The sequence below is a fragment of the Halanaerobaculum tunisiense genome (assembly GCF_054657635.1).
This window is the reverse complement of record NZ_BAAHYI010000003.1, coordinates 23,899-42,528: the sequence shown is the minus strand read 5'-3', so window position 1 is coordinate 42,528 and position 18,630 is coordinate 23,899. Positions and strand designations below refer to the sequence as shown.

Below are 18,630 nucleotides of genomic sequence, written 5' to 3'. Positions count from 1 at the left end.
TTAATTTTTAAACTAATTTTATACTGGAGGAAAATAAATGTTAACAGAACCAAAATGGATTTTAGAGGATTATTTTGGCTATCAATCATTTCTACTTGGTCAAGAAGAGATTATAACTAGTATCTTAGAGGAAAAGAATACTTTAGGAGTCATGCCTACTGGAGGAGGAAAGTCGATTTGTTTTCAGATTCCTGCTCTTTGTTTATCAGGGATTACAATTGTTTTCTCGCCTTTGATTTCCTTAATGAAGGATCAGATTGATTCTTTACAGGCTGTAGGCATTGCTGCGACCTTTATTAATAGTTCGTTAACTACCCAAGAAATAAAGTCTAGATTCAAACAAGTTAAAAATGGAGATTATGACTTACTTTATATAGCACCAGAAAGATTAAACTCGGACCAATTTTTAAATTTATTAGATGCGATTCAAGTTTCTTTAGTAGTAGTTGATGAAGCCCATTGTATTTCGCAGTGGGGCCATGATTTTAGACCAGCTTATCTCCGAATTTCTGATTTTTTAGAAGAATTAGCTAGTGATCCAATAGTGACTGCTTTTACTGCTACAGCTACTGCAGATGTAAGACAAGATATTAGTAGAATCTTAGATATTGAAGAATCTGTACTTACCAGTTTTGATCGGGCCAATTTAAACTTTAGATTAATTAAGGGCCAAGATAAACGTGATTTTATTGCTCAATATGTAACGGAAAATAGTACTGAAGCTGGTATTATCTATGCCGGAACGAGAAAAGAAGTAGATAATCTGTATGAATTTTTACAGCAGAAAGGCTTTGCAGTGGGGAAGTACCATGCTGGATTGAGTAAAGAATTAAGAAAAGAGACACAAGAAGATTTTTTATATGATCGGCTTAAAATTGTAGTAGCAACTAATGCTTTTGGGATGGGGATTGATAAATCAAATGTAAGATATGTGATCCATCATAATATGCCCCAAGATATAGAATCTTATTATCAAGAGGCAGGGCGAGCTGGTCGAGATGGCGAGCCTAGCGAATGTGTATTATTATTTGCGCCTAGCGACATTAGACTACCAAAGTATTTCATTGAACAGTCTGATTTATCTAGCAAACGGAAAGCTTTAGCGCATAAGAAATTACAACAGATGATTGATTATTGTTATACTAGTCAGTGTTTGCGAGGCTATATCTTAGCTTATTTTGGGGAAAGTAACGTAGCTGATAAGTGTGATAATTGTAGTAACTGTGCAATTGATAACAGGTCTGAAGATATAACTATTGCAGTCCAAAAGATTTTATCTTGTATTTATCGCCTGGAAGAGAGATATGGGATTACCAAAGTAGCTAAGGTCTTGCACGGCTCAGAAGCTAAACAGATTTTGGAGTTAGGACTTGATCAGTTATCAACTTATGGGGTTATGCAAGATCAGACAATTAAAGAAATTAAAAATCTGATTAAGTTTCTAGTAGCAGAAAAGTATATTAAGTTAACTACAGGAAAATACGCAACAGTTAAACTGACTGAGAAAGCTTATCCTGTATTACAACAAGAAGAGCAAGTCTGGCGTAAAGTTGGCCAAGAAAGTAACCAGATTGCTAGTACCAATCAATTATTTGATATATTACGTGACTTAAGAAAAGAGATAGCTACTGAAGAAGGGGTGCCCCCGTTTATTATCTTTCCTGATAGTGCCCTGCGAGAGATGGTTGATAAGTTACCAACTACTGGTAAGGAAATGTTACAAGTTAAAGGAGTAGGACTGACTAAATTCAGAAAATATGGAAAACGTTTTTTAGCTAAGATTAAGCAAGTTAACTAAGATATGATTTAGAAGAAATAGCTAGTTTAAGAGATTTAGCCTTAGGTACTATTCAGAAACATATTTTACGAGTAGCTAAGGAAGGATTAGAAGTCGATTTAGAAGTATTTGTCTCTAATGACCATCGAGGTTTAATTGTAGAACAAATAAAAGATAGAAAGGATACTAGATTAAAACCAATCAAAGAAGCATTGCCAGAAGAAATTAGTTACTTTCAGATCAGGGTTATGCTTTATAAAGTTATCAATCAGGAAACTATAGATTCCTGATTTTTCAAGTGGTAAGTATTGTTTTAAAATAGTTTTTAATTATTGGGAGGAGATAATATGGGTTGTTGTAGTGGTAAATCAGAAACTAATAATTGTTGTTCAGCAAAAGATCTTCAAACTGAAAATTGCATGGTTTGTGGTGGGGAATTAATTTATAATTCTCAGCCGGAAACAAAAGAGTGCATTTATTGTGAAGAGGAAAAATCTGCTTCTGTATATTGTTCTACTGGTCACTTTGTCTGTGATGATTGTCATGGCCAAGAGATAAATGATTTTATTGAGGAATCAGCTCTTAATTCTAAGGTAAAAAATCCTTTGCAATTTGCTGAGAAAATGATGGCTCATCCTAATATGCCCTTTCTTGGTAGTGCTCATCACTTAGTAGTTAGTGCTGCCTTACTGGTAGCTTTAAAAAACTACGGCCAATTTAAAGTTCAGGGCGTAGAAAAACAAGTAACAGAAAAAGATATTAAAGAAGGAATTAGGCGGATGAAACAGATACCTAGCTGTAGTTGTGCTGATTATGGCTCCTGTGGAGCAGGTACTGGAGTAGGGGCTGTATTTAGTATTTTATATGAAGCTACCTGTGCTAAAGATAGAGAACGGACATTAGCTATGAGGGCTACTAATGCTACTTTAGTAGCAATTGCTAATACCGGTGGTCCTGGTTGTTGTAAGCAGAGTGTACGAACTGCTCTAGAGACAGGGGTAGAGTTATTAAAAGAACAATTTGGGGTGCAGTTATCAGTAAGTCAGATTCGTGGTTGTACTTTTTCTACCCGGCATCCTCATGGTTGCAAAGGAAAAAGATGTGTTTATTTTAATTAAAAGTAGTTAAATAGGTTATATAATTCCCGGGCCAACTTCCAGTTAAGAGAATTAGGAATAACAGGAAAAGATATTCTGTAGAATGGTTAGAAAAGAAACGAGTTTTAGTTGTAGATTTACATCATGAGTTAAAATAATAAACAGGAACTTAGTTATAATTAATGAGGATTTATTAGTGGGCTAAGATAAGGAGGGATAACATTCTAACCATTAAATGTGCTAGATGCAAAGATAAAGTCTTAAAATATAAAAAAATAGGTGAAGGTAAAGTACTGAGATGCTGGGAAGAAAAGATCAGAAGAATCTATGGTGAAGTTAAAGATGATCAATTAATTTGTTCTAATTGTAGTAATATAATAGGTGATATAAAGACAGGACGAGGTACAAACTATGTAGATATGGATCGGACTGAATTTACATATACCGGAACAAAGATTCCCCAATAAAATCAATTATCCAGTTAAGAATATAAGGAAGATTATATGAAATTAGATTTGCACGTCACGTCCATGCTGCAGAAAGATCTGCTTGTAGTATAGCCCAGGAAATAGATTTGATTGAAGCTGCTAAGGTAGGGAAGATTTAGTAGCGGCGATTAAAAAAGGGACTTATAGCTGTCAACAAAGATAAATCTGGAATTATATTCTGAAATTTTCATTTTCCTAGTTTCTAGCAATTAGAAAGTAGCTAAGTAACCAGTTTGAGCCCCCATAATAAGGGGGCTCTTTTGATTTAAAATATTTGGTCAAAAGACTACTTATTTAAAGTCAACAGATTAGATTCTAGACGAGGTAGGACTCTCACTATACCCCACATTCCTGATTCAATATCCCAGCGGATTAGACCAGAACGATACATGAAATCTCCCGGGCTGGTTAACAGTCCGCCGGCGCCAGATAACATTGGCTTATTGTATTCTCTACCGATGGTTACTGTGCCCTGAACTTCAATAATATCTGAATTATTATCTCGCTGCTGTTGTCGCTGAAGGTGGTTGTGGAGCAAAAAGCTATGAGCTCGCCGTTTGTCGGCCGGCATTGCTAACCGAATAGTAATTGGATCACCAGTATTTACGTTAAAGACAGGAGTAGCTGGGTCACCGTGAATTAGGGAACTAAATACTTGGTTCACATTTTGATTTTCCTGAATCCGATGAAGGAAGGGTTCACTTCTTAAATTAAATGCTTTCATGCCTTGATCTTCCGGATCTAAATCTATTCTTTCTGCTTCATCAAAAGAATCGACGAAAAATCTAGGCAATAACTCGCCATCTTCAGTCAGGAGGAAAACTCCATCATGCTGAAGAAGTACTAATTCTCTAAAATTAGGGCGGAAAGGAGTAATTATATCAGCTTGTTGGACTGTGGGGTTAGATTCTCCTGTAAAGGAATCACGATAATTTGCTCCTTCTGGTTCAACAATTAAAGTTCCGAATAAATAATGGTTCTGGCTCTTTGCGGCCGGCGCGAATATCCTCTTCATCTTCAGCTAAGACATATAATCTACCTTGGGGATCATACCAGTCTTCATCATTATAGATAATCGGGATTTCCATAGCAACTATATCATACCTTCTTACCGGTGCGTCTTCTGGACAAGAATTAACAAACGTAGCTCCGGGAATTGCGTTATCAGCAAAGGCATTAGTCTCTAGTTCTGTAGGACTAAAGTCTCGATCAAAACCTAACGGCGGTTGTGGTGATCGGCGGTTGACTTCCCCAGGAATAAATAAAGGAAACCCAGGTTTTTCCGGAGTAGGTTCCGGGGGGTGGCTCTCTATCCGGTAGTGGTTCTAAAGCAGGAATTGGTGTACCGTCGGGATAAAATCTATCTTCCCCAGTTTCTAGCACATTATGAGTTCTAAATATACTCCACATTCCTTCTCCAAAGTGAGGATATAGATGGCAGTGGAAAATAGAGTCGCCGTAAGCTCCCTGTAAGCTGCCGGCTCCATAAAGAATATCAAAGCTGGTTGTTTGCTGTGGACTGATGGAAAAAGAATCAATTATTTCTGCCTGCAGATCGTTGATTTCCGATAGCCACTGGTTAGTGTGAAGATGGAACACATGAGTTTCTTTAACACCGCCGTGGATAACATGGAATCTAACTGGATCGCCTACATAAGCCCTGGGAATTGGAGGAGCGGGATCGCCAAAAGGCCAGGAATCATGGTGAACTTCCTCGCCGAAACATTCCGGACAGATATCTTCTTCATTTTCAATTAGTTCAAGTCGGTTGCGCATTGGTTCAGACCGATAGTTGATGGCGTGAGTAGATTCTTCTAATCCAGTATTGGGATTTATCGGGGCAGACCCGTCTTCGGCCTTGACGGCTGGTTCATCGTGAAATAGAATAACTGCTTCTCTAAAATCAGGCAGCAGCGGATTGTGAATATCAGCCAGCGCCCCACTAGCTAGTGGTTCACCGGTTTGGGGATCTGTCCAGGTTGACCCCGGCGGTTCTACTATCAACCCCCCAAACAGCCCATGGAGATTGCTGCCTAATTCTGAACTTAATGAATTGCCTAAATCGCTAAACTGGAAAGCTCCTTGGGTATTAGCTTCGAATTCATAAATAATAGATTGACCGGGGTCTACGGTAGTATCTGGATTTTGACCGACAAAAGCTCCATCGGCAGTTCTAACTTTATAATCGAGCCCCTTTAAATTTAATTTCTACTTTATCTCCCTGGTTTGCTCTTAAAACTAAAGGCTCAACTAAATCATTTGGGACTAATCCTTGCTCATCAATTACATTTTTAATTTCAGTTTCTTTTTCCTCCAGTGCATACATTAACCCCTCAGGGTCATGATCGCCAAACTCATTATAGACAATCGGAACTTGAATTGCGACTACATTATACTTTCTTAACATCTTAATCACCATCTTCATTGCTCTTAGTAGAGTCTAAACTAAATTCAGAAGATAGGTTTAAAAGCCTGGCCGAGTATATTTAACTGGTTCGGCTTTAAAACTAGTAATACATTAATGTTATAAATTAATTTTATATTACGACAATAATTATTTTGTCTTTGCAGGAAAGTAGAATCGTGTAGAGAAGATATAAAATGTTTAACCAAAATTAAAATAGTGATTCAAATTAAAGGAGTAGGACTGACTAAATTCAGAAAATATGGAAAACGTTCTTTAGCTAAGATTAAGCAAGTTAACTAAGATATGATTTAGAAGTAGGTTATTAATAGGAGGCGTAGATGATGATTGAGGGACGGATTAATAAAGTTTATTATGAGCAAGATAATTTCTATATCTTCTCTATTATAAGAGATAATCACGAACAAGTAACTTTAAAAGGAAATTTAGTGGCTGAGATTGCTGAACAGATAGAACCAGGTAATCTAGTTAAGACAACAGGCCAGAAAAAATGGAATGATAAATATAAAAATTACGAAATTAGAGTTACTGGGAATAATCTTGAGATTGAAGAACAAGGAGCTAGTGAAGAAGACTTAGAAATTTTAGCAGGCGAAGTAACTAGTATAGTTTATAAGGATGATGGTTTTAATGTCTTTAAGATAGATACTGATCAGTATGCAGAAGACTTTACTTGTATTTCCAGTTCCCCAGTTTTTATCGGCACTCAGCTAGAATTAAAGGGCTATTTTGAGAAAAATGATTATGGACTAAACTTTAATGTAACTCAAAGTAAAGAACTACCTTTTTCTGATCGGAAAGCATTAATTCATTTTTTGAGTTCTAAGTTTTTTAAGGGAATTGGTGAACATTTTGCTACTAAGATTGTAGATAAGTTTGGCTTGGATACTTTAGATGTCTTTAGAGAAGAGCCAGAAAGATTAACTAGTATCTCAGGCATTGGTGATAAAAGAGCAGCTACTATAATTGAGTCTTTTCAAGCCAAGATGCAGATTAAAGAAGTAATTAAATTTGCCGTTAAGTATGATATAACTGAAAATATGATCTTTAAGTTATACGAAAAGTATGGGACAGAGTTAATTAATCTCTTACAGCAAAATCCTTACTTGATTACTGAATTAAGAGGGATTGGTTTTAAAAAGGCAGATGAAATCGCCCAAGAGATAGGATTAGCTAAGGATAGTAATTATCGGATTAATAGCTTTTTAACTTATTACTTATCAGCTAAAGCAGGAGGCCATACTTACTTTAGACTAGAAGAATTAATAGAAACTATCGCTGATGAGCTAGAGATAGAGCAGGCTTTTAATCAGGTCTTGCAGGCTTATTATGAATTTGAAGAAATCAGCTACAATATTAAAGAAGATGATGAAATAGTTACTAGAACTTTTAGCAAAGATTTTGTCTTGTTTAATGAAGATGATTTAGAGCCTTTAGATAAGCAGAACAGACAGGATTTTAGCCTGGTAGCTAAGCGAGAAAATCTATGTGTGGCTACGACAAAAAGCTACGAACAAGAGATTAAGATCTATCAGAAATTACAGACTATTAATTCTAGACCTGCTACTGTTAATCTAGCCCAAGAAGAGATTAAACAATTGATTAAAGAGCAACAACAAGACCAAGGTTTTAGTTATGCTAATCAGCAACGAGAGATACTAGAGCAGTGTTTAGAAGAAAAGTTAGTAGTCTTGACCGGAAAAGCAGGAACTGGTAAATCTACTGTATCTAAAGGGATCATTAATATGTTTACCGAAAATGGGGATAAGGTCTTGAATTTGGCCCCGACAGGTAAAGCTGCTAAACGAATAATTGAAGTAACAGATAAAGAAGCTCATACTATCCATAGTGCTTGTTATAATCTTGAATTTAGTAATTATGATGTGATTATGGTTGATGAGGCAGGGATGTTATCAACTTCTGTAGCTTATATGTTATTGAAAAGATTAAACCAGGATCAGACTCTAGTATTAATTGGGGATGTGGCCCAGATACCTCCTGTCCAACCTGGTAATGTCTTTAGAGATATTATTAATCTGATTAATAGTAATTTGCTAGACGGATTATTTGTAGAGCTAGATGAGATTAAAAGACAAGCTAGTGATAGTCATATAGCAACTGTTTGTAATAAAATAGCAGAAGGGATTAACCCGAGTACGATTGATTATCAAGATATTAGGTCAGTCAGAAAGAAAAATGAAGCAATCTTAGATTATATCAAGAAATTAGTTAATTATGAATTAGAAGAGAAAAATGTAGACTTTACTGATCTACAAATTATTAGTCCCCAATACAATGGGGTAGTAGGAATTAATGCGATTAATGAACTGATTCAAGAAGAATTTAATGCTAATGATTATTTGATTAATACCAAATATAAAAAGATAAAACAACATGATAAAGTAATGCAGACAATGAATCTGACAGAGTTAGATCTTGTTAATGGTGATACTTTAGAAGTATTAGGAATTGAAGAGCAAGCTAAAGAAGATACTGAACTTTCTCGGGAAGGAAGCAAAGAAACAGAAGAAGTAGTGGTTTGTAGATTAGATAATGGCTTAGAAGAGAGAACTATAGCCTATCCTAAACAGGACTTTCTAAAATATACTACTTTAGCTTATTGTTGTTCTGCTCATAAAATGCAGGGTTCTGAGTATCCGGTAGTAATCTATATTTTGTCTACTTCTCATTATATCATGCTTAATAGAAATCTGTTGTATACAGGATTGACTAGAGGGCAGGAGAGAGTTTATCTTGTTGGTCAAGCGCAAGCTTTTCATATGGCATTAAATAATGAAGTTAATCAGACTAGAAATACTGTGTTAGATCTAATTAAGAGTTATAGACTTGACTTTAAGCAACAAAAGCAGGATTATATTCAAGCTCAAATAAATTAATAGATTTTACTCGAGCTAATTTAAGAACTCCTTTACCTAAGCAAATAAATGAGTTAGGTACCAGAAGTTGGCTAATGGTTATTAACTAAACTCTTTGACAATTATAAAAATATATGTTAGTCTAATATGTAAATTGATAGTATTATGTAAGTGATAAACTATTAGTAGGAGGAATTTGAATAATGAAAGAACAAGGTAATGTTAAATGGTTTGACGGAGAAAAGGGTTATGGATTTATCGAGCGAGAAGAAGGAGACGACGTGTTTGTTCATTTTTCTGCAATCAAAGAAAATGGTTTTAAAAGTTTAGAGGATGGCCAAGAGGTAGAATTTGAAGTAGTTGAAGGCGATCGTGGGCCTCAAGCTGAAAGTGTCTTTAAGTTATAATTAATATAGATTGCGGGTATTAGCCTCGGAAATTTTTCCGAGGCTTTTGTCTTTTTTTGGAGCTAGGATTTAACTTGTAAATGTATTTGGCTCTTAACCTAATTCCTTTTATGAATTATTTGTGAGCAGATGAATAGTCATAAATAAAAGCAGATGATATGTGATTCTAGGAGGAGGAATTAGGATGAGTCAGAGTCTCAGGTTAGGGGTTGATGTTGGTTCTACGACAGTTAAGTTGCTAATTCTCAATCAGCAGGAGGAGATTGTCTATCAAAAATATACTAGACACTTTTCTGATATAAAAAATACTGTCATTACTATGTTCCAGGAGGCTAAGGAAGTCCTCCACAATAAGCAAGTTGCTATTACAGTTACTGGTTCAGGCGGGATCAGCATCTCTGAAAAATTAGAGGTGCCCTTTATTCAAGAAGTAATAGCTTCTACTAATGCAGTAAAAAAGATGTTGCCTACTACAGATGTAGCAGTAGAATTGGGAGGTGAGGATGCTAAAATTACTTACTTTGGTGGCTCAGTGGAGCAGAGAATGAATGGTACTTGTGCTGGAGGCACTGGTGCTTTTATTGATCAGATGGCTTCTTTATTACAGACAGATATAGCTGGGTTAAATGAATTAGCCAAACAGGCAGAGAATCTGTATCCTATTGCCTCTCGTTGTGGAGTGTTTGCTAAATCAGATGTCCAATCTTTATTAAATGATGGAGTGGCCCAAGAAGATATTGCTCTTTCTATTTTACAAGCTGTTGTTAACCAGACGATTAGTGGGTTGGCCCAGGGGCGACCAATTAGAGGTGATATAGCATTATTAGGTGGGCCCCTGCATTTTATTCCTCAATTACGGGAAAGGTTTAGTGCGACTCTTGATTTAGATGATAGTCAAGTATTGCTTCCTGAGCAAGCGCAATATTTTGTGGCCTTAGGTGCTGCTTTAGAGAACCAACAAGAAGAGATTTATCAGGCTCAAGAGTTATATCACAAGCTACCTAGGATTCATAAAATCAAAGTTTCTGCTAGAGAAAAGTTGGCCCCTTTATTTGCTACTACAGAAGAATATAAGGAGTTTAAACAACGACATGCCCAGTATGAAGTAGAAAAAGCTGACTTAGCAGAGTATCAAGGGCCGGCTTATCTAGGGCTTGATGTAGGATCTACAACAACAAAACTAGCTTTAATTAGTAAGGCAGGTAAATTGTTATATTCTGATTATAGAAATAACCAAGGGGATCCCTTAGGCTCTACTATTAAAATTATTAAAAACTTATATGAAGAGTTGAGTTCTGATATAGAGATTGCTAATTCAGCAGTTACTGGTTACGGAGAACAATTAATTAAATCGGCCCTTAAGATAGATATTGGAGAAGTAGAGACAGTAGCCCACTATAAAGCAGCACAGTCTTTTTTATCTGAAGTTGATTTCATTTTGGATATTGGGGGCCAAGATATGAAGTGCCTGGAGATCAAAGATGGTGTTATTGATTCGATTATGTTAAATGAAGCCTGTTCTTCAGGGTGTGGTTCCTTTATTGAAACCTTTGCCCAGTCTCTACAGTTGGATATAGCAGAATTTGCTCAACTTGGTGTTGAAGCTGATAATCCAATTGATCTAGGGAGTCGCTGTACTGTTTTTATGAATTCTAAGGTTAAACAAGCGCAAAAGGAAGGGGCTAATATTAGTGATATTTCCGCTGGGTTAGCCATTTCTGTGATTAAAAATGCTTTATTTAAAGTGATTGGGTTTAGAAATAGTGAAGAATTAGGAACTAATATTGTTGTTCAAGGGGGTACCTTTTATAATGATGCTGTCTTGCGGGCATTAGAGCAGATAATAGATCAAGAAGTTCTTCGCCCAGATATTGCTGGGATTATGGGGGCCTTTGGAGCAGCTTTAATTGCCCACCAGCGAACTGATATTAAAGAACAATCAAGTCTGTTAACTGTTCAAGAATTAGCAGAATTTGAGGTTAGTACCTCACAAACTCACTGTGGTAAGTGTAGTAATAACTGTCTGCTGACTATTAAACGATTCTCTGGTAGTCGTCAATTTATCTCTGGTAATCGGTGTAGCAAGGGAGCAGAAATTGAAGCCCAAGAGCAAGAAGTACCTAACTTATTTCGGTATAAGTATAATCGTTTATTTAGCTATCAACCTTTAGAGATGAGGGCAGCTACTAGAGGTAGGATTGGTCTACCTCGAGTTTTGAATCTGTATGAGGATTATCCTTTTTGGTTTACTTTCTTTACTGAATTAGGCTATCGGGTGATTTTATCTAGTCCTTCCTCGAAAGAGCTTTATAAGCAGGGGATGGAGACTATTCCTTCCGAGTCAGTCTGCTATCCTGCTAAGTTGGCCCATGGTCATATTGTGGATTTAATTAACCAGGGAGTAGAAAAGATTTTTTATCCTTGTATTCCCTATAATAGCCAGGAAAACCAAGCAGGAGCTAATAACTATAACTGTCCAATAGTTACTTCTTATCCAGAGACTTTAAGTACTAATATTGAAAAAATAAAAGAGGAAGAGATTACTTTTTATCATCCCTTTTTACCTTTAGATAATCGAGATAGATTAATCAGTCGATTGGCTACAGAATTAGCAGCAGAAGAAATCCCTTATTCTGAGTTAGTTGCAGCAGTAGATAAGGCCTACGTAGAATTAAATAATTATCTAGCTGATGTACGTCAGAAAGGAGAGGAAGTATTAGATTATCTCGAGCAGACTAATCAGTCCGCAATTGTATTAGCTGGCAGACCTTATCATCTTGATCCAGAGATTAACCATGGGATCCCCGAACTGATTACTTCTTTAGGCTTGCCTGTAATTTCTGAGGATGCTATTTGTCATCTGACTGATATAGAAAGACCACTGCGAGTTATAAATCAATGGGTTTATCATTCACGTTTATATGCAGCAGCTACTTATGTAGCACAGCAAGATAATTTAGAATTGATCCAACTTAACTCCTTTGGATGTGGTTTAGATGCTGTAACTATCGATCAGGTAGAGGAGATTTTACAACGTCATGAAAAAATTTATACTTTATTAAAAATAGATGAGATTAGTAATTTAGGAGCAGCCCGAATTAGAATTCGTTCTTTATTAGCAGCTATGCAAGAAAGAGATAAACAAGACTTTACCTCTCAGAAAGTAGAAGAACCTAGGGAGAGAGTAATCTTTACCACAGAAATGAAGCAAGAACATACTATTTTAGCTCCTCAATTATCGCCAATTCATTTTCAATTTTTAGAGACAGCTTTCCAAAAGGCAGGATATGATTTTAAAGTATTACCTGCAGTAGATAAAGAAGCTATTGATCAAGGTCTTAAGTATGTTAACAATGATGCTTGTTACCCTTCCATTATAGTGGTTGGTCAGTTATTAAAGGCTTTACAATCTGGTAGGTATGATTTAGATAAGACATCAGTAATTATTTCTCAAACAGGAGGGGGCTGTAGAGCTACTAACTATATTGCTTTTATTAGAAAAGCATTACAGGATGCAGGCTTAGAAGATATACCAGTTATTTCGTTAAATGGATTAGGTTTAGAAGAAAATCCTGGGTTTAATATTACTATTTCCCTACTGGATGATCTAGCTAAAGGAATGGTTTATGGAGATCTTTTAATGAAGGTATTATATAAAGTACGACCTTATGAACAAATAGCTGGTTCGGCTAATGATTTGTATCAAACATGGGTAACTAAGTGTCAAAATTCACTGCTTGAGGGCGGAAGAAGGGAGTTTAAAAATAACATTAGCAATCTAGTACAAGACTTTGCTGAATTAGATTTAAAGCAAGATCTAGTTAAACCAAAAGTGGGGTTAGTAGGAGAGATTTTAGTCAAGTTTCATCCAACAGCTAATAATAATCTTGTTGATTTTCTAGAAGCAGAGGGAGCAGAAGTAGTAGTGCCTGACTTATTTGATTTCTTTCTTTATCCACTTTACAATGCCCAAGAAAAGTATCAGAAATTATCTGGTAGTTGGTTGCAGATGATTGGTGGGAAACTAGGTATTAAAGCACTTGAGTTTTTTTATAGGCGTCATATGAAAGCGGCTTTGCAAAAGAGTAATCGCTTCACAGCGCCTAAATCAATTTATGAATTAGCTAAAGGAGCTAAAGATCATCTTTCGTTAGGTAATCATACTGGTGAAGGTTGGTTTCTAACTGGAGAAATGGTTGAATTAATTGAAAGTGGAGTTAAGAATATACTCTGCCTGCAACCATTTGCTTGTTTGCCTAATCATATTATAGGGAAGGGTATGATTAAGGAAATCAGGAATTCCTATTCAGATGTTAATATTAAACCAATTGATTATGATCCAGGAGCTAGTGAGGTAAATCAATTAAATCGGATTAAATTAATGTTATCTGTAGCATTTAAGAAATTAGATTAGTTTACAATTTAGTTGCGTCTGTCCCCTAGCACTCTTCTTTTGAATATTAATTTTCCTTGTCACAGATTTTTTTTTACCACATAGAATGGAGTGAAGGGGGGGATAAAATGTTTTTAGATCTAGCAAATCAAAATATTATTCTACTAGGTTTATTAGCTAGTCTAGCAGCTGGTTTAGCTACAGGTGTAGGAGCTTTGCCTATCTTTTTTACGCGTAATATTTCTAAAAAAATATTAGATACTTCTTTAGGTTTTGCAGCTGGAGTTATGTTAGCTGCGACTTCGTTTAGTTTGATCATTCCAGCCATTGAAAAAGGAGGGGGCGGAGTTACTGGAGCTACTATAACTCTTTTTGGAATTTTGGTTGGAGGTGGATTTTTGGATATTGTAGATAAGTTTTTCCCCGATACTAACTTGTTATCTAATTCTGCTTCGACTACTGAAGATGTTAATTTAAGAAAGGTCTGGTTATTTGCTGTAGCAATAACTATACATAATTTTCCTGAGGGTTTAGCTGTCGGAGTAGGATTTGGAGATGGGGATATTTATAGTGGTTTAAGTTTGGCTATTGCTATTGGTTTACAAAATATACCAGAAGGGTTAGCGGTAGCTATTCCTTTTGTTCGGGAGAAGGTACAAGTCTGGAAAGCTTTTTTGATTGCTTTATTAAGTGGATTAGTAGAGCCTATTGGTGGTGTGTTAGGAGTTGGATTAGTTCAGATTTCTCGTCCTTTGTTGCCTTTTGCTTTAGCTTTTGCAGCTGGGGCTATGTTATTTGTGATTAATAATGAAATTATTCCTGAAGCTCAAAAAGATAGGGCCTCTAATTTATCTACTCATGCTATTTTAATAGGATTTGTAGTGATGATGTTTTTAGATAATGTTTTAGGATAAAAAAGACTTCCTTAAAAGGAAGTCTTTTTAAAATCTAAAGAAATGTTATTGGAGTTTATTAATTCCTATTTCTTTGTTGGCGAATTTTAAAAAGAGAAAGGGCAATGATATAATGATGAAACACAAATTAAAATAGATAAGGAGTGGAAAACATGGAACAAGCTACTTTTGCCGTTGGATGTTTTTGGGGTGTGCAAGCATTGTTTGACGAACTACAATCCCACTACATTAAATCGAGAAGGGCCAGATGTAGGCAGCCAATATAGATCAGCTATTTTTTATCATACTGAGCAACAGAAGAAAATAGCTATAGAATCCAAACAGGAATTAGCTGCTAGTGATAAATATAATAAGCCACTTGTTACCGAGATAGTACCAGCTAGTAAGTTTTATGAAGCAGAAGAATATCATCAAGACTACTTAAAGAAGAATCCAGGAGAGTGTCAGATATAACATCTTCAGATCAGGGTTAGAAAGAACAAGAAGATTGGAAAATTCCAATTTTCTTGTTCTTTAGTTATTTGTTAACTGTAGTCTGTGCCTAATAGTAATAAGATGAGAATTAAGAAGACAAGATAAGCACCATCATCATAGATGTCTCCATAATCTCCCATATGACCCCCCCTTAGGTGGTTTTTGGGACTAAAGCTTAGTTTTAATGCTTTCCTAATAGTAACAAGATTAAAACTAAGAAAACAATAAACTCTATATCTTTATGACCACCAGGCATCTTTGCCACCTCCTTTTTGTATATAATATGAATTGAATTTATTTTTTGTTAAAGATAGTTTCTATTAAATTTTAGTCTGGATGAATTAAATAAACTCTATTTAGGTTACAATAATAGAAACTACTATTATAGGTGAGCTAATATGTTAAATAAATTTAAGGATTTTCAAAAGAAAAGAATGGAGATTTTTCGGGAACTAGTCAAGCGAGGTTGGGAGGAGAATTTAAGTAATCATAATTTGGAGCAGTTGGCCCAGGAGATTAAGGAAAAATATAACTATCAAACAGAGGATATCTCTTTTATTAAAGACCATATCAGAGTAGCTTTAGGTTTGGATTCTACAGCTGAAGATACTTTTTCCAATGAAGTAACTCAGGCAATCAAGCGTGATCGAGTAGAAGAGCCAGTAGTAACTAAAATAGAAGGAGTCTGTGAAGAATGTGGTAGACAATTTAGCACAAGTGATTGTCAAGAAGCATGTAAGTATGAAGCTCAAATGTACCAGCGAACTGAAGGTCCACTTATTGTTAATAATAAGTGTTTAAGTTGTGGTAACTGTGTAACTAGTTGTTCCTTTGGTGCTTTAGCAGATAAGATAGAATTTGTCCCACTGTTAGAGGAACTAAAAGATGATAGTACTGAAGTATATGCTACAGTAGCTCCTTCGATAGTAGGCCAGTTTGGAGCTGATGTTACTATGGGCCAACTGAGAACTGCTCTTAAGTTATTAGGTTTTAAGGATATGATAGAAGTAGCTTTATTTGCTGATATTTTGACTATTAAAGAGGCTTTTGAGTTTAATGATTTAGTTAAGGAACAAGATGATTTCTTTTTAACTAGTTGCTGTTGTCCAGTCTGGATTAATTTAGTTAAGCAGAATTATCCTGATTTATTTGCTAATATGTCACCTTCTTTATCACCAATGGTTGCTTCAGGTAGGCTACTAAAGGAGTTATATCCTGAGGCTAAGGTTGTCTTTATTGGCCCATGTATAGCTAAAAAATCTGAAGCTAAGGAAGAAAAATTTGCTGCTGATATTGATTTTGTTCTTACTTACCAGGAGTTAGAGGAAATATTTAAGGCGGTGGAGATAGGTTTAGCTGATTTACCTGCCGATCAGAAAGACCAAGCTTCCTTTGCTGGTCGCGTCTACGCTAGAACTGGAGGGGTCAGTTTTTCAGTTAAGACAGTAGTTAATAGAATTGCTCCCCGGAGGTTGATTAAATTTGATGCGCAACGAGTTGACGGGGTAGTTGAGTGTAAAGAAATTCTGGATACTTTAGCAAAGGGGGAAGAAATAACAGCTAACTTTATAGAAGGAATGGGTTGTGAAGGAGGATGTGTAGGTGGTCCTAGGACTAATATTGAAGTTGATCAAGCTACTAAATTAGTTAACGACTACGGAGAGGATTCTTTAATTATGACTCCATTTGATAATCTAAATCTGATTAAGATATTTGAAGAATTAGGGATAGATGATATAGAGGCAGTAGCAGGAGAGACTAGGATAGCTGAATTATTAACTAGATAAGTTTTTTACTTATTCTCTACAGTTTATTGTAGAGAATATTTTATTGGATCAATAATTCAACAGCAAATTCATAATTTGAAACTAGTATAAATAATGATTACTTATGGAGGTGAAAGGGTGAAACTAGAACAAATTGGAATTACTACTGATTGGTTTGCTGTAGGATTAGCTTTGGTTTTGGCTTTATTAGTTAAGTCTGGTTTAGTAGCTAATATTCCGTGGTAAAGGAGGGTTTTGATGTCGACTCAAGAACAGGAATTAGCCGGGAGACTAGCAGTAAGTAAGAAGTTGAAGTCAATGTTAGCTAAGCTACCAGGGGTCCTATTATTATTTGTCGTAGGTTATCTATCGAAGGTAATAGCTGGTTATATCCCTCATATTGAGTATGTCTTGATTTGTATTTTATTAGGGATGATAATTAGTAATACTATTCAACTGCCTGAGATTTTTCTACCAGGAATTGATACTTATGAATTATGGTTGAAGTTAGGGATTGTTTTATTAGGGGCTAGGTTAGTACTTCAGAATGTCTTGCAGATAGGTTTAGTAGGAATCATGTTAGTGATTTTAGAAATTATTGTTTCAGTTGCTACTGTCAAGTGGTTGGCTGCTAAATTTGGTTTGAGTGATAAACTAAGTAGTCTATTAGGTATTGGAGTTGGAGTTTGTGGTGTATCAGCTATTATTGGGGCAACAGGGGCTATTGATGCTGATGAAGAAGAGGCCAGTCTAGCAATTGCTACTATTTTGATTTTTGGAGCAGTAATGGTTTTTTTATATCCTTTGTTAGGTGAGTTAATTGGCTTATCTCATCAGGCCTTTGGTTTTTGGTCTGGTTTAGCAGTGGATAATACAGCTGAGTCATTAGCTACTGGTTTTGCTTTTTCTGAACAGGCAGGCCAGATAGCTACAATTACCAAATTATCCCGGAATGCTTTAATGGGAGTTGTAGTTTTAGGGTTTGCTCTTTATTATGCCCAGCAAGGTGTTACTGAGCAGGTAGAACACAAGGGCAAATTTATCTGGGAGCGATTCCCTAAATTCTTATTAGGCTTTTTATTAATGTCTTTATTAGCTACTGTAGGTTTCTTTAGTAGTCAGCAGATTACTAATTTTAAGCACCTTTATAAATGGGTCTTTATGTTGTCTTTTGTAGGAGTTGGATTTAGGACTCAGTTTTCTAAAATGAAACAGACAGGGTTAAAGCCGTTTTTCGTAGGTCTAGGAGCTGAGTTAGCAGTTAGTGTCTTTACTTTAATAGCTGTATTATTGATTATTTAAGTCAGGTATCTAGAGCCTGGCTTTTTTTATCTTTAACTGTTATAATGAAAGTTGTTAATAAGTTTATAAGTGAGAGGAGCCGATGTACAATGAATCAAGAAAGAAGTTGGTCGCTTTTTTTACTAGGTCAAATAGTAGTTAGTTTAGGTATTGTATTGATTATTAAGGCTGAATTAGGAGCTTCACCATGGACAGTATTTCATATTGGTTTAACTCAATATTTTCCTTTACGAGTAGGACAAGCAGGACAGCTAACTGGTGTAGTAGTTGTGGGAATTAGTTTCGTAGTAGCTAGAGTAAAACCTAGCCTAGCAACAGTTATGAATATTATTATAGTAGGTTTTTTAATTGATTTTTTGGTACCTATAATTCCTGAACCTGAATTATTATTCTTCCGTTCTTTATATTTATTAGGTGGTATTTTAGTCTTTGGTAGTGGGGCAGGGACTTATATTTCAGCTCAATGTGGAACAGGTCCCCGAGATAGTCTAATGATGGCTTTGGATAAGAAGTTGGATTTTCAGTTAGGACTGATTAGAAATGGGATTGAATTAACAGCTTTAGCAATTGGTTATTTATTAGGTGGTCCAGTAGGAATTGGGACTATTTGTACTGCTCTAGGAGTTGGCCCAGTAGTGGAATTTTCTTTACAAGTGATGAATAAGTTATTTAATAATTCTCCTCTACCAGCTAGTAATAAGTCAAGTTAGA

General features: G+C 35.7%; 12 protein-coding genes and 2 pseudogenes. 10 read left to right on the top strand and 4 right to left on the bottom strand.

Features of this window, described 5'->3' with window-relative positions; translation table 11 throughout:
* Positions 1 to 37: 37 nt before the first annotated feature.
* A pseudogene (recQ, locus tag ACYQ3D_RS03255) lies at positions 38 to 2,067 on the top strand (DNA helicase RecQ).
* Positions 2,068 to 2,124: 57 nt separating this feature from the next.
* Complete coding sequence (locus tag ACYQ3D_RS03250; protein ID WP_459836177.1) at positions 2,125 to 2,895, top strand: DUF5714 domain-containing protein; 771 nt, start codon at positions 2,125 to 2,127, stop codon at positions 2,893 to 2,895.
* Positions 2,896 to 3,648: 753 nt separating this feature from the next.
* On the opposite strand, the gene ACYQ3D_RS03245 is transcribed toward ACYQ3D_RS03250, so the two are convergent.
* The 4 genes from ACYQ3D_RS03245 to ACYQ3D_RS03230 form a co-directional block, all read right to left on the bottom strand.
* Positions 3,649 to 4,377, bottom strand: a complete 729-nt coding sequence (locus ACYQ3D_RS03245) for a hypothetical protein (RefSeq protein ID WP_459836174.1) — start codon at positions 4,375 to 4,377, stop codon at positions 3,649 to 3,651.
* Complete coding sequence (locus tag ACYQ3D_RS03240) at positions 4,310 to 4,450, bottom strand: hypothetical protein (protein ID WP_459836172.1); 141 nt, start codon at positions 4,448 to 4,450, stop codon at positions 4,310 to 4,312. The genes ACYQ3D_RS03245 and ACYQ3D_RS03240 overlap by 68 nt, the downstream gene beginning before the upstream one ends.
* 121 nt (positions 4,451 to 4,571) lie before the next feature.
* Complete coding sequence (locus ACYQ3D_RS03235; RefSeq protein ID WP_459836169.1) at positions 4,572 to 5,366, bottom strand: hypothetical protein; 795 nt, start codon at positions 5,364 to 5,366, stop codon at positions 4,572 to 4,574.
* 175 nt (positions 5,367 to 5,541) lie between these two features.
* Positions 5,542 to 5,781: a hypothetical protein gene (locus ACYQ3D_RS03230; protein ID WP_459836167.1), complete on the bottom strand. Its 240-nt coding sequence runs from the start codon at positions 5,779 to 5,781 to the stop codon at positions 5,542 to 5,544.
* Positions 5,782 to 6,110: 329 nt separating this feature from the next.
* Here ACYQ3D_RS03230 and recD2 point away from each other — a divergent pair, with 329 nt between their 5' ends.
* From recD2 to ACYQ3D_RS03190, 8 genes and pseudogenes are all read left to right on the top strand, one after another.
* On the top strand, positions 6,111 to 8,684 hold the full coding sequence (gene recD2 / locus ACYQ3D_RS03225; RefSeq protein WP_459836165.1) for an SF1B family DNA helicase RecD2: 2,574 nt from the start codon (positions 6,111 to 6,113) through the stop codon (positions 8,682 to 8,684).
* 182 nt (positions 8,685 to 8,866) lie between these two features.
* Positions 8,867 to 9,070, top strand: coding sequence for a cold shock domain-containing protein (locus tag ACYQ3D_RS03220; RefSeq protein ID WP_459836163.1), 204 nt, complete (start codon positions 8,867 to 8,869; stop codon positions 9,068 to 9,070).
* Between the two features lie 184 nt (positions 9,071 to 9,254).
* Positions 9,255 to 13,484, top strand: coding sequence for an acyl-CoA dehydratase activase-related protein (locus ACYQ3D_RS03215; protein WP_459836161.1), 4,230 nt, complete (start codon positions 9,255 to 9,257; stop codon positions 13,482 to 13,484).
* 107 nt (positions 13,485 to 13,591) lie between these two features.
* On the top strand, positions 13,592 to 14,377 hold the full coding sequence (locus tag ACYQ3D_RS03210; RefSeq protein WP_459836159.1) for a ZIP family metal transporter: 786 nt from the start codon (positions 13,592 to 13,594) through the stop codon (positions 14,375 to 14,377).
* Between the two features lie 174 nt (positions 14,378 to 14,551).
* A pseudogene (locus ACYQ3D_RS03205) lies at positions 14,552 to 14,830 on the top strand (peptide-methionine (S)-S-oxide reductase MsrA); the annotation flags it as partial.
* A 419-nt stretch (positions 14,831 to 15,249) separates the two neighbouring features.
* Positions 15,250 to 16,638: a [Fe-Fe] hydrogenase large subunit C-terminal domain-containing protein gene (locus ACYQ3D_RS03200; RefSeq protein ID WP_459836157.1), complete on the top strand. Its 1,389-nt coding sequence runs from the start codon at positions 15,250 to 15,252 to the stop codon at positions 16,636 to 16,638.
* 237 nt (positions 16,639 to 16,875) lie between these two features.
* Entirely contained in the window at positions 16,876 to 17,919 is a 1,044-nt protein-coding gene (locus ACYQ3D_RS03195) for a YeiH family protein (RefSeq protein WP_459836155.1), read from the top strand.
* Between the two features lie 89 nt (positions 17,920 to 18,008).
* The gene (locus ACYQ3D_RS03190) at positions 18,009 to 18,629 is read left to right on the top strand and encodes a YczE/YyaS/YitT family protein (RefSeq protein WP_459836153.1); all 621 of its coding nucleotides are present in this window, start codon (positions 18,009 to 18,011) and stop codon (positions 18,627 to 18,629) included.
* Position 18,630: the final 1 nt, after the last annotated feature.

Bases quoted from the DNA above. Each gene is read 5' to 3' on its own strand.
- ACYQ3D_RS03250 (WP_459836177.1), top strand. From the start codon at position 2,125: ATGGGTTGTTGTAGTGGTAAATCAGAAACTAATAATTGTTGTTCAGCA.
- ACYQ3D_RS03245 (WP_459836174.1), bottom strand. From the start codon at position 4,377: ATGAAGAGGATATTCGCGCCGGCCGCAAAGAGCCAGAACCATTATTTA.
- ACYQ3D_RS03240 (WP_459836172.1), bottom strand. From the start codon at position 4,450: ATGGAAATCCCGATTATCTATAATGATGAAGACTGGTATGATCCCCAA.
- ACYQ3D_RS03230 (WP_459836167.1), bottom strand. From the start codon at position 5,781: ATGGTGATTAAGATGTTAAGAAAGTATAATGTAGTCGCAATTCAAGTT.
- recD2 (WP_459836165.1), top strand. From the start codon at position 6,111: ATGATTGAGGGACGGATTAATAAAGTTTATTATGAGCAAGATAATTTC.
- ACYQ3D_RS03220 (WP_459836163.1), top strand. From the start codon at position 8,867: ATGAAAGAACAAGGTAATGTTAAATGGTTTGACGGAGAAAAGGGTTAT.
- ACYQ3D_RS03215 (WP_459836161.1), top strand. From the start codon at position 9,255: ATGAGTCAGAGTCTCAGGTTAGGGGTTGATGTTGGTTCTACGACAGTT.
- ACYQ3D_RS03210 (WP_459836159.1), top strand. From the start codon at position 13,592: ATGTTTTTAGATCTAGCAAATCAAAATATTATTCTACTAGGTTTATTA.
- ACYQ3D_RS03200 (WP_459836157.1), top strand. From the start codon at position 15,250: ATGTTAAATAAATTTAAGGATTTTCAAAAGAAAAGAATGGAGATTTTT.
- ACYQ3D_RS03195 (WP_459836155.1), top strand. From the start codon at position 16,876: ATGTCGACTCAAGAACAGGAATTAGCCGGGAGACTAGCAGTAAGTAAG.
- ACYQ3D_RS03190 (WP_459836153.1), top strand. From the start codon at position 18,009: ATGAATCAAGAAAGAAGTTGGTCGCTTTTTTTACTAGGTCAAATAGTA.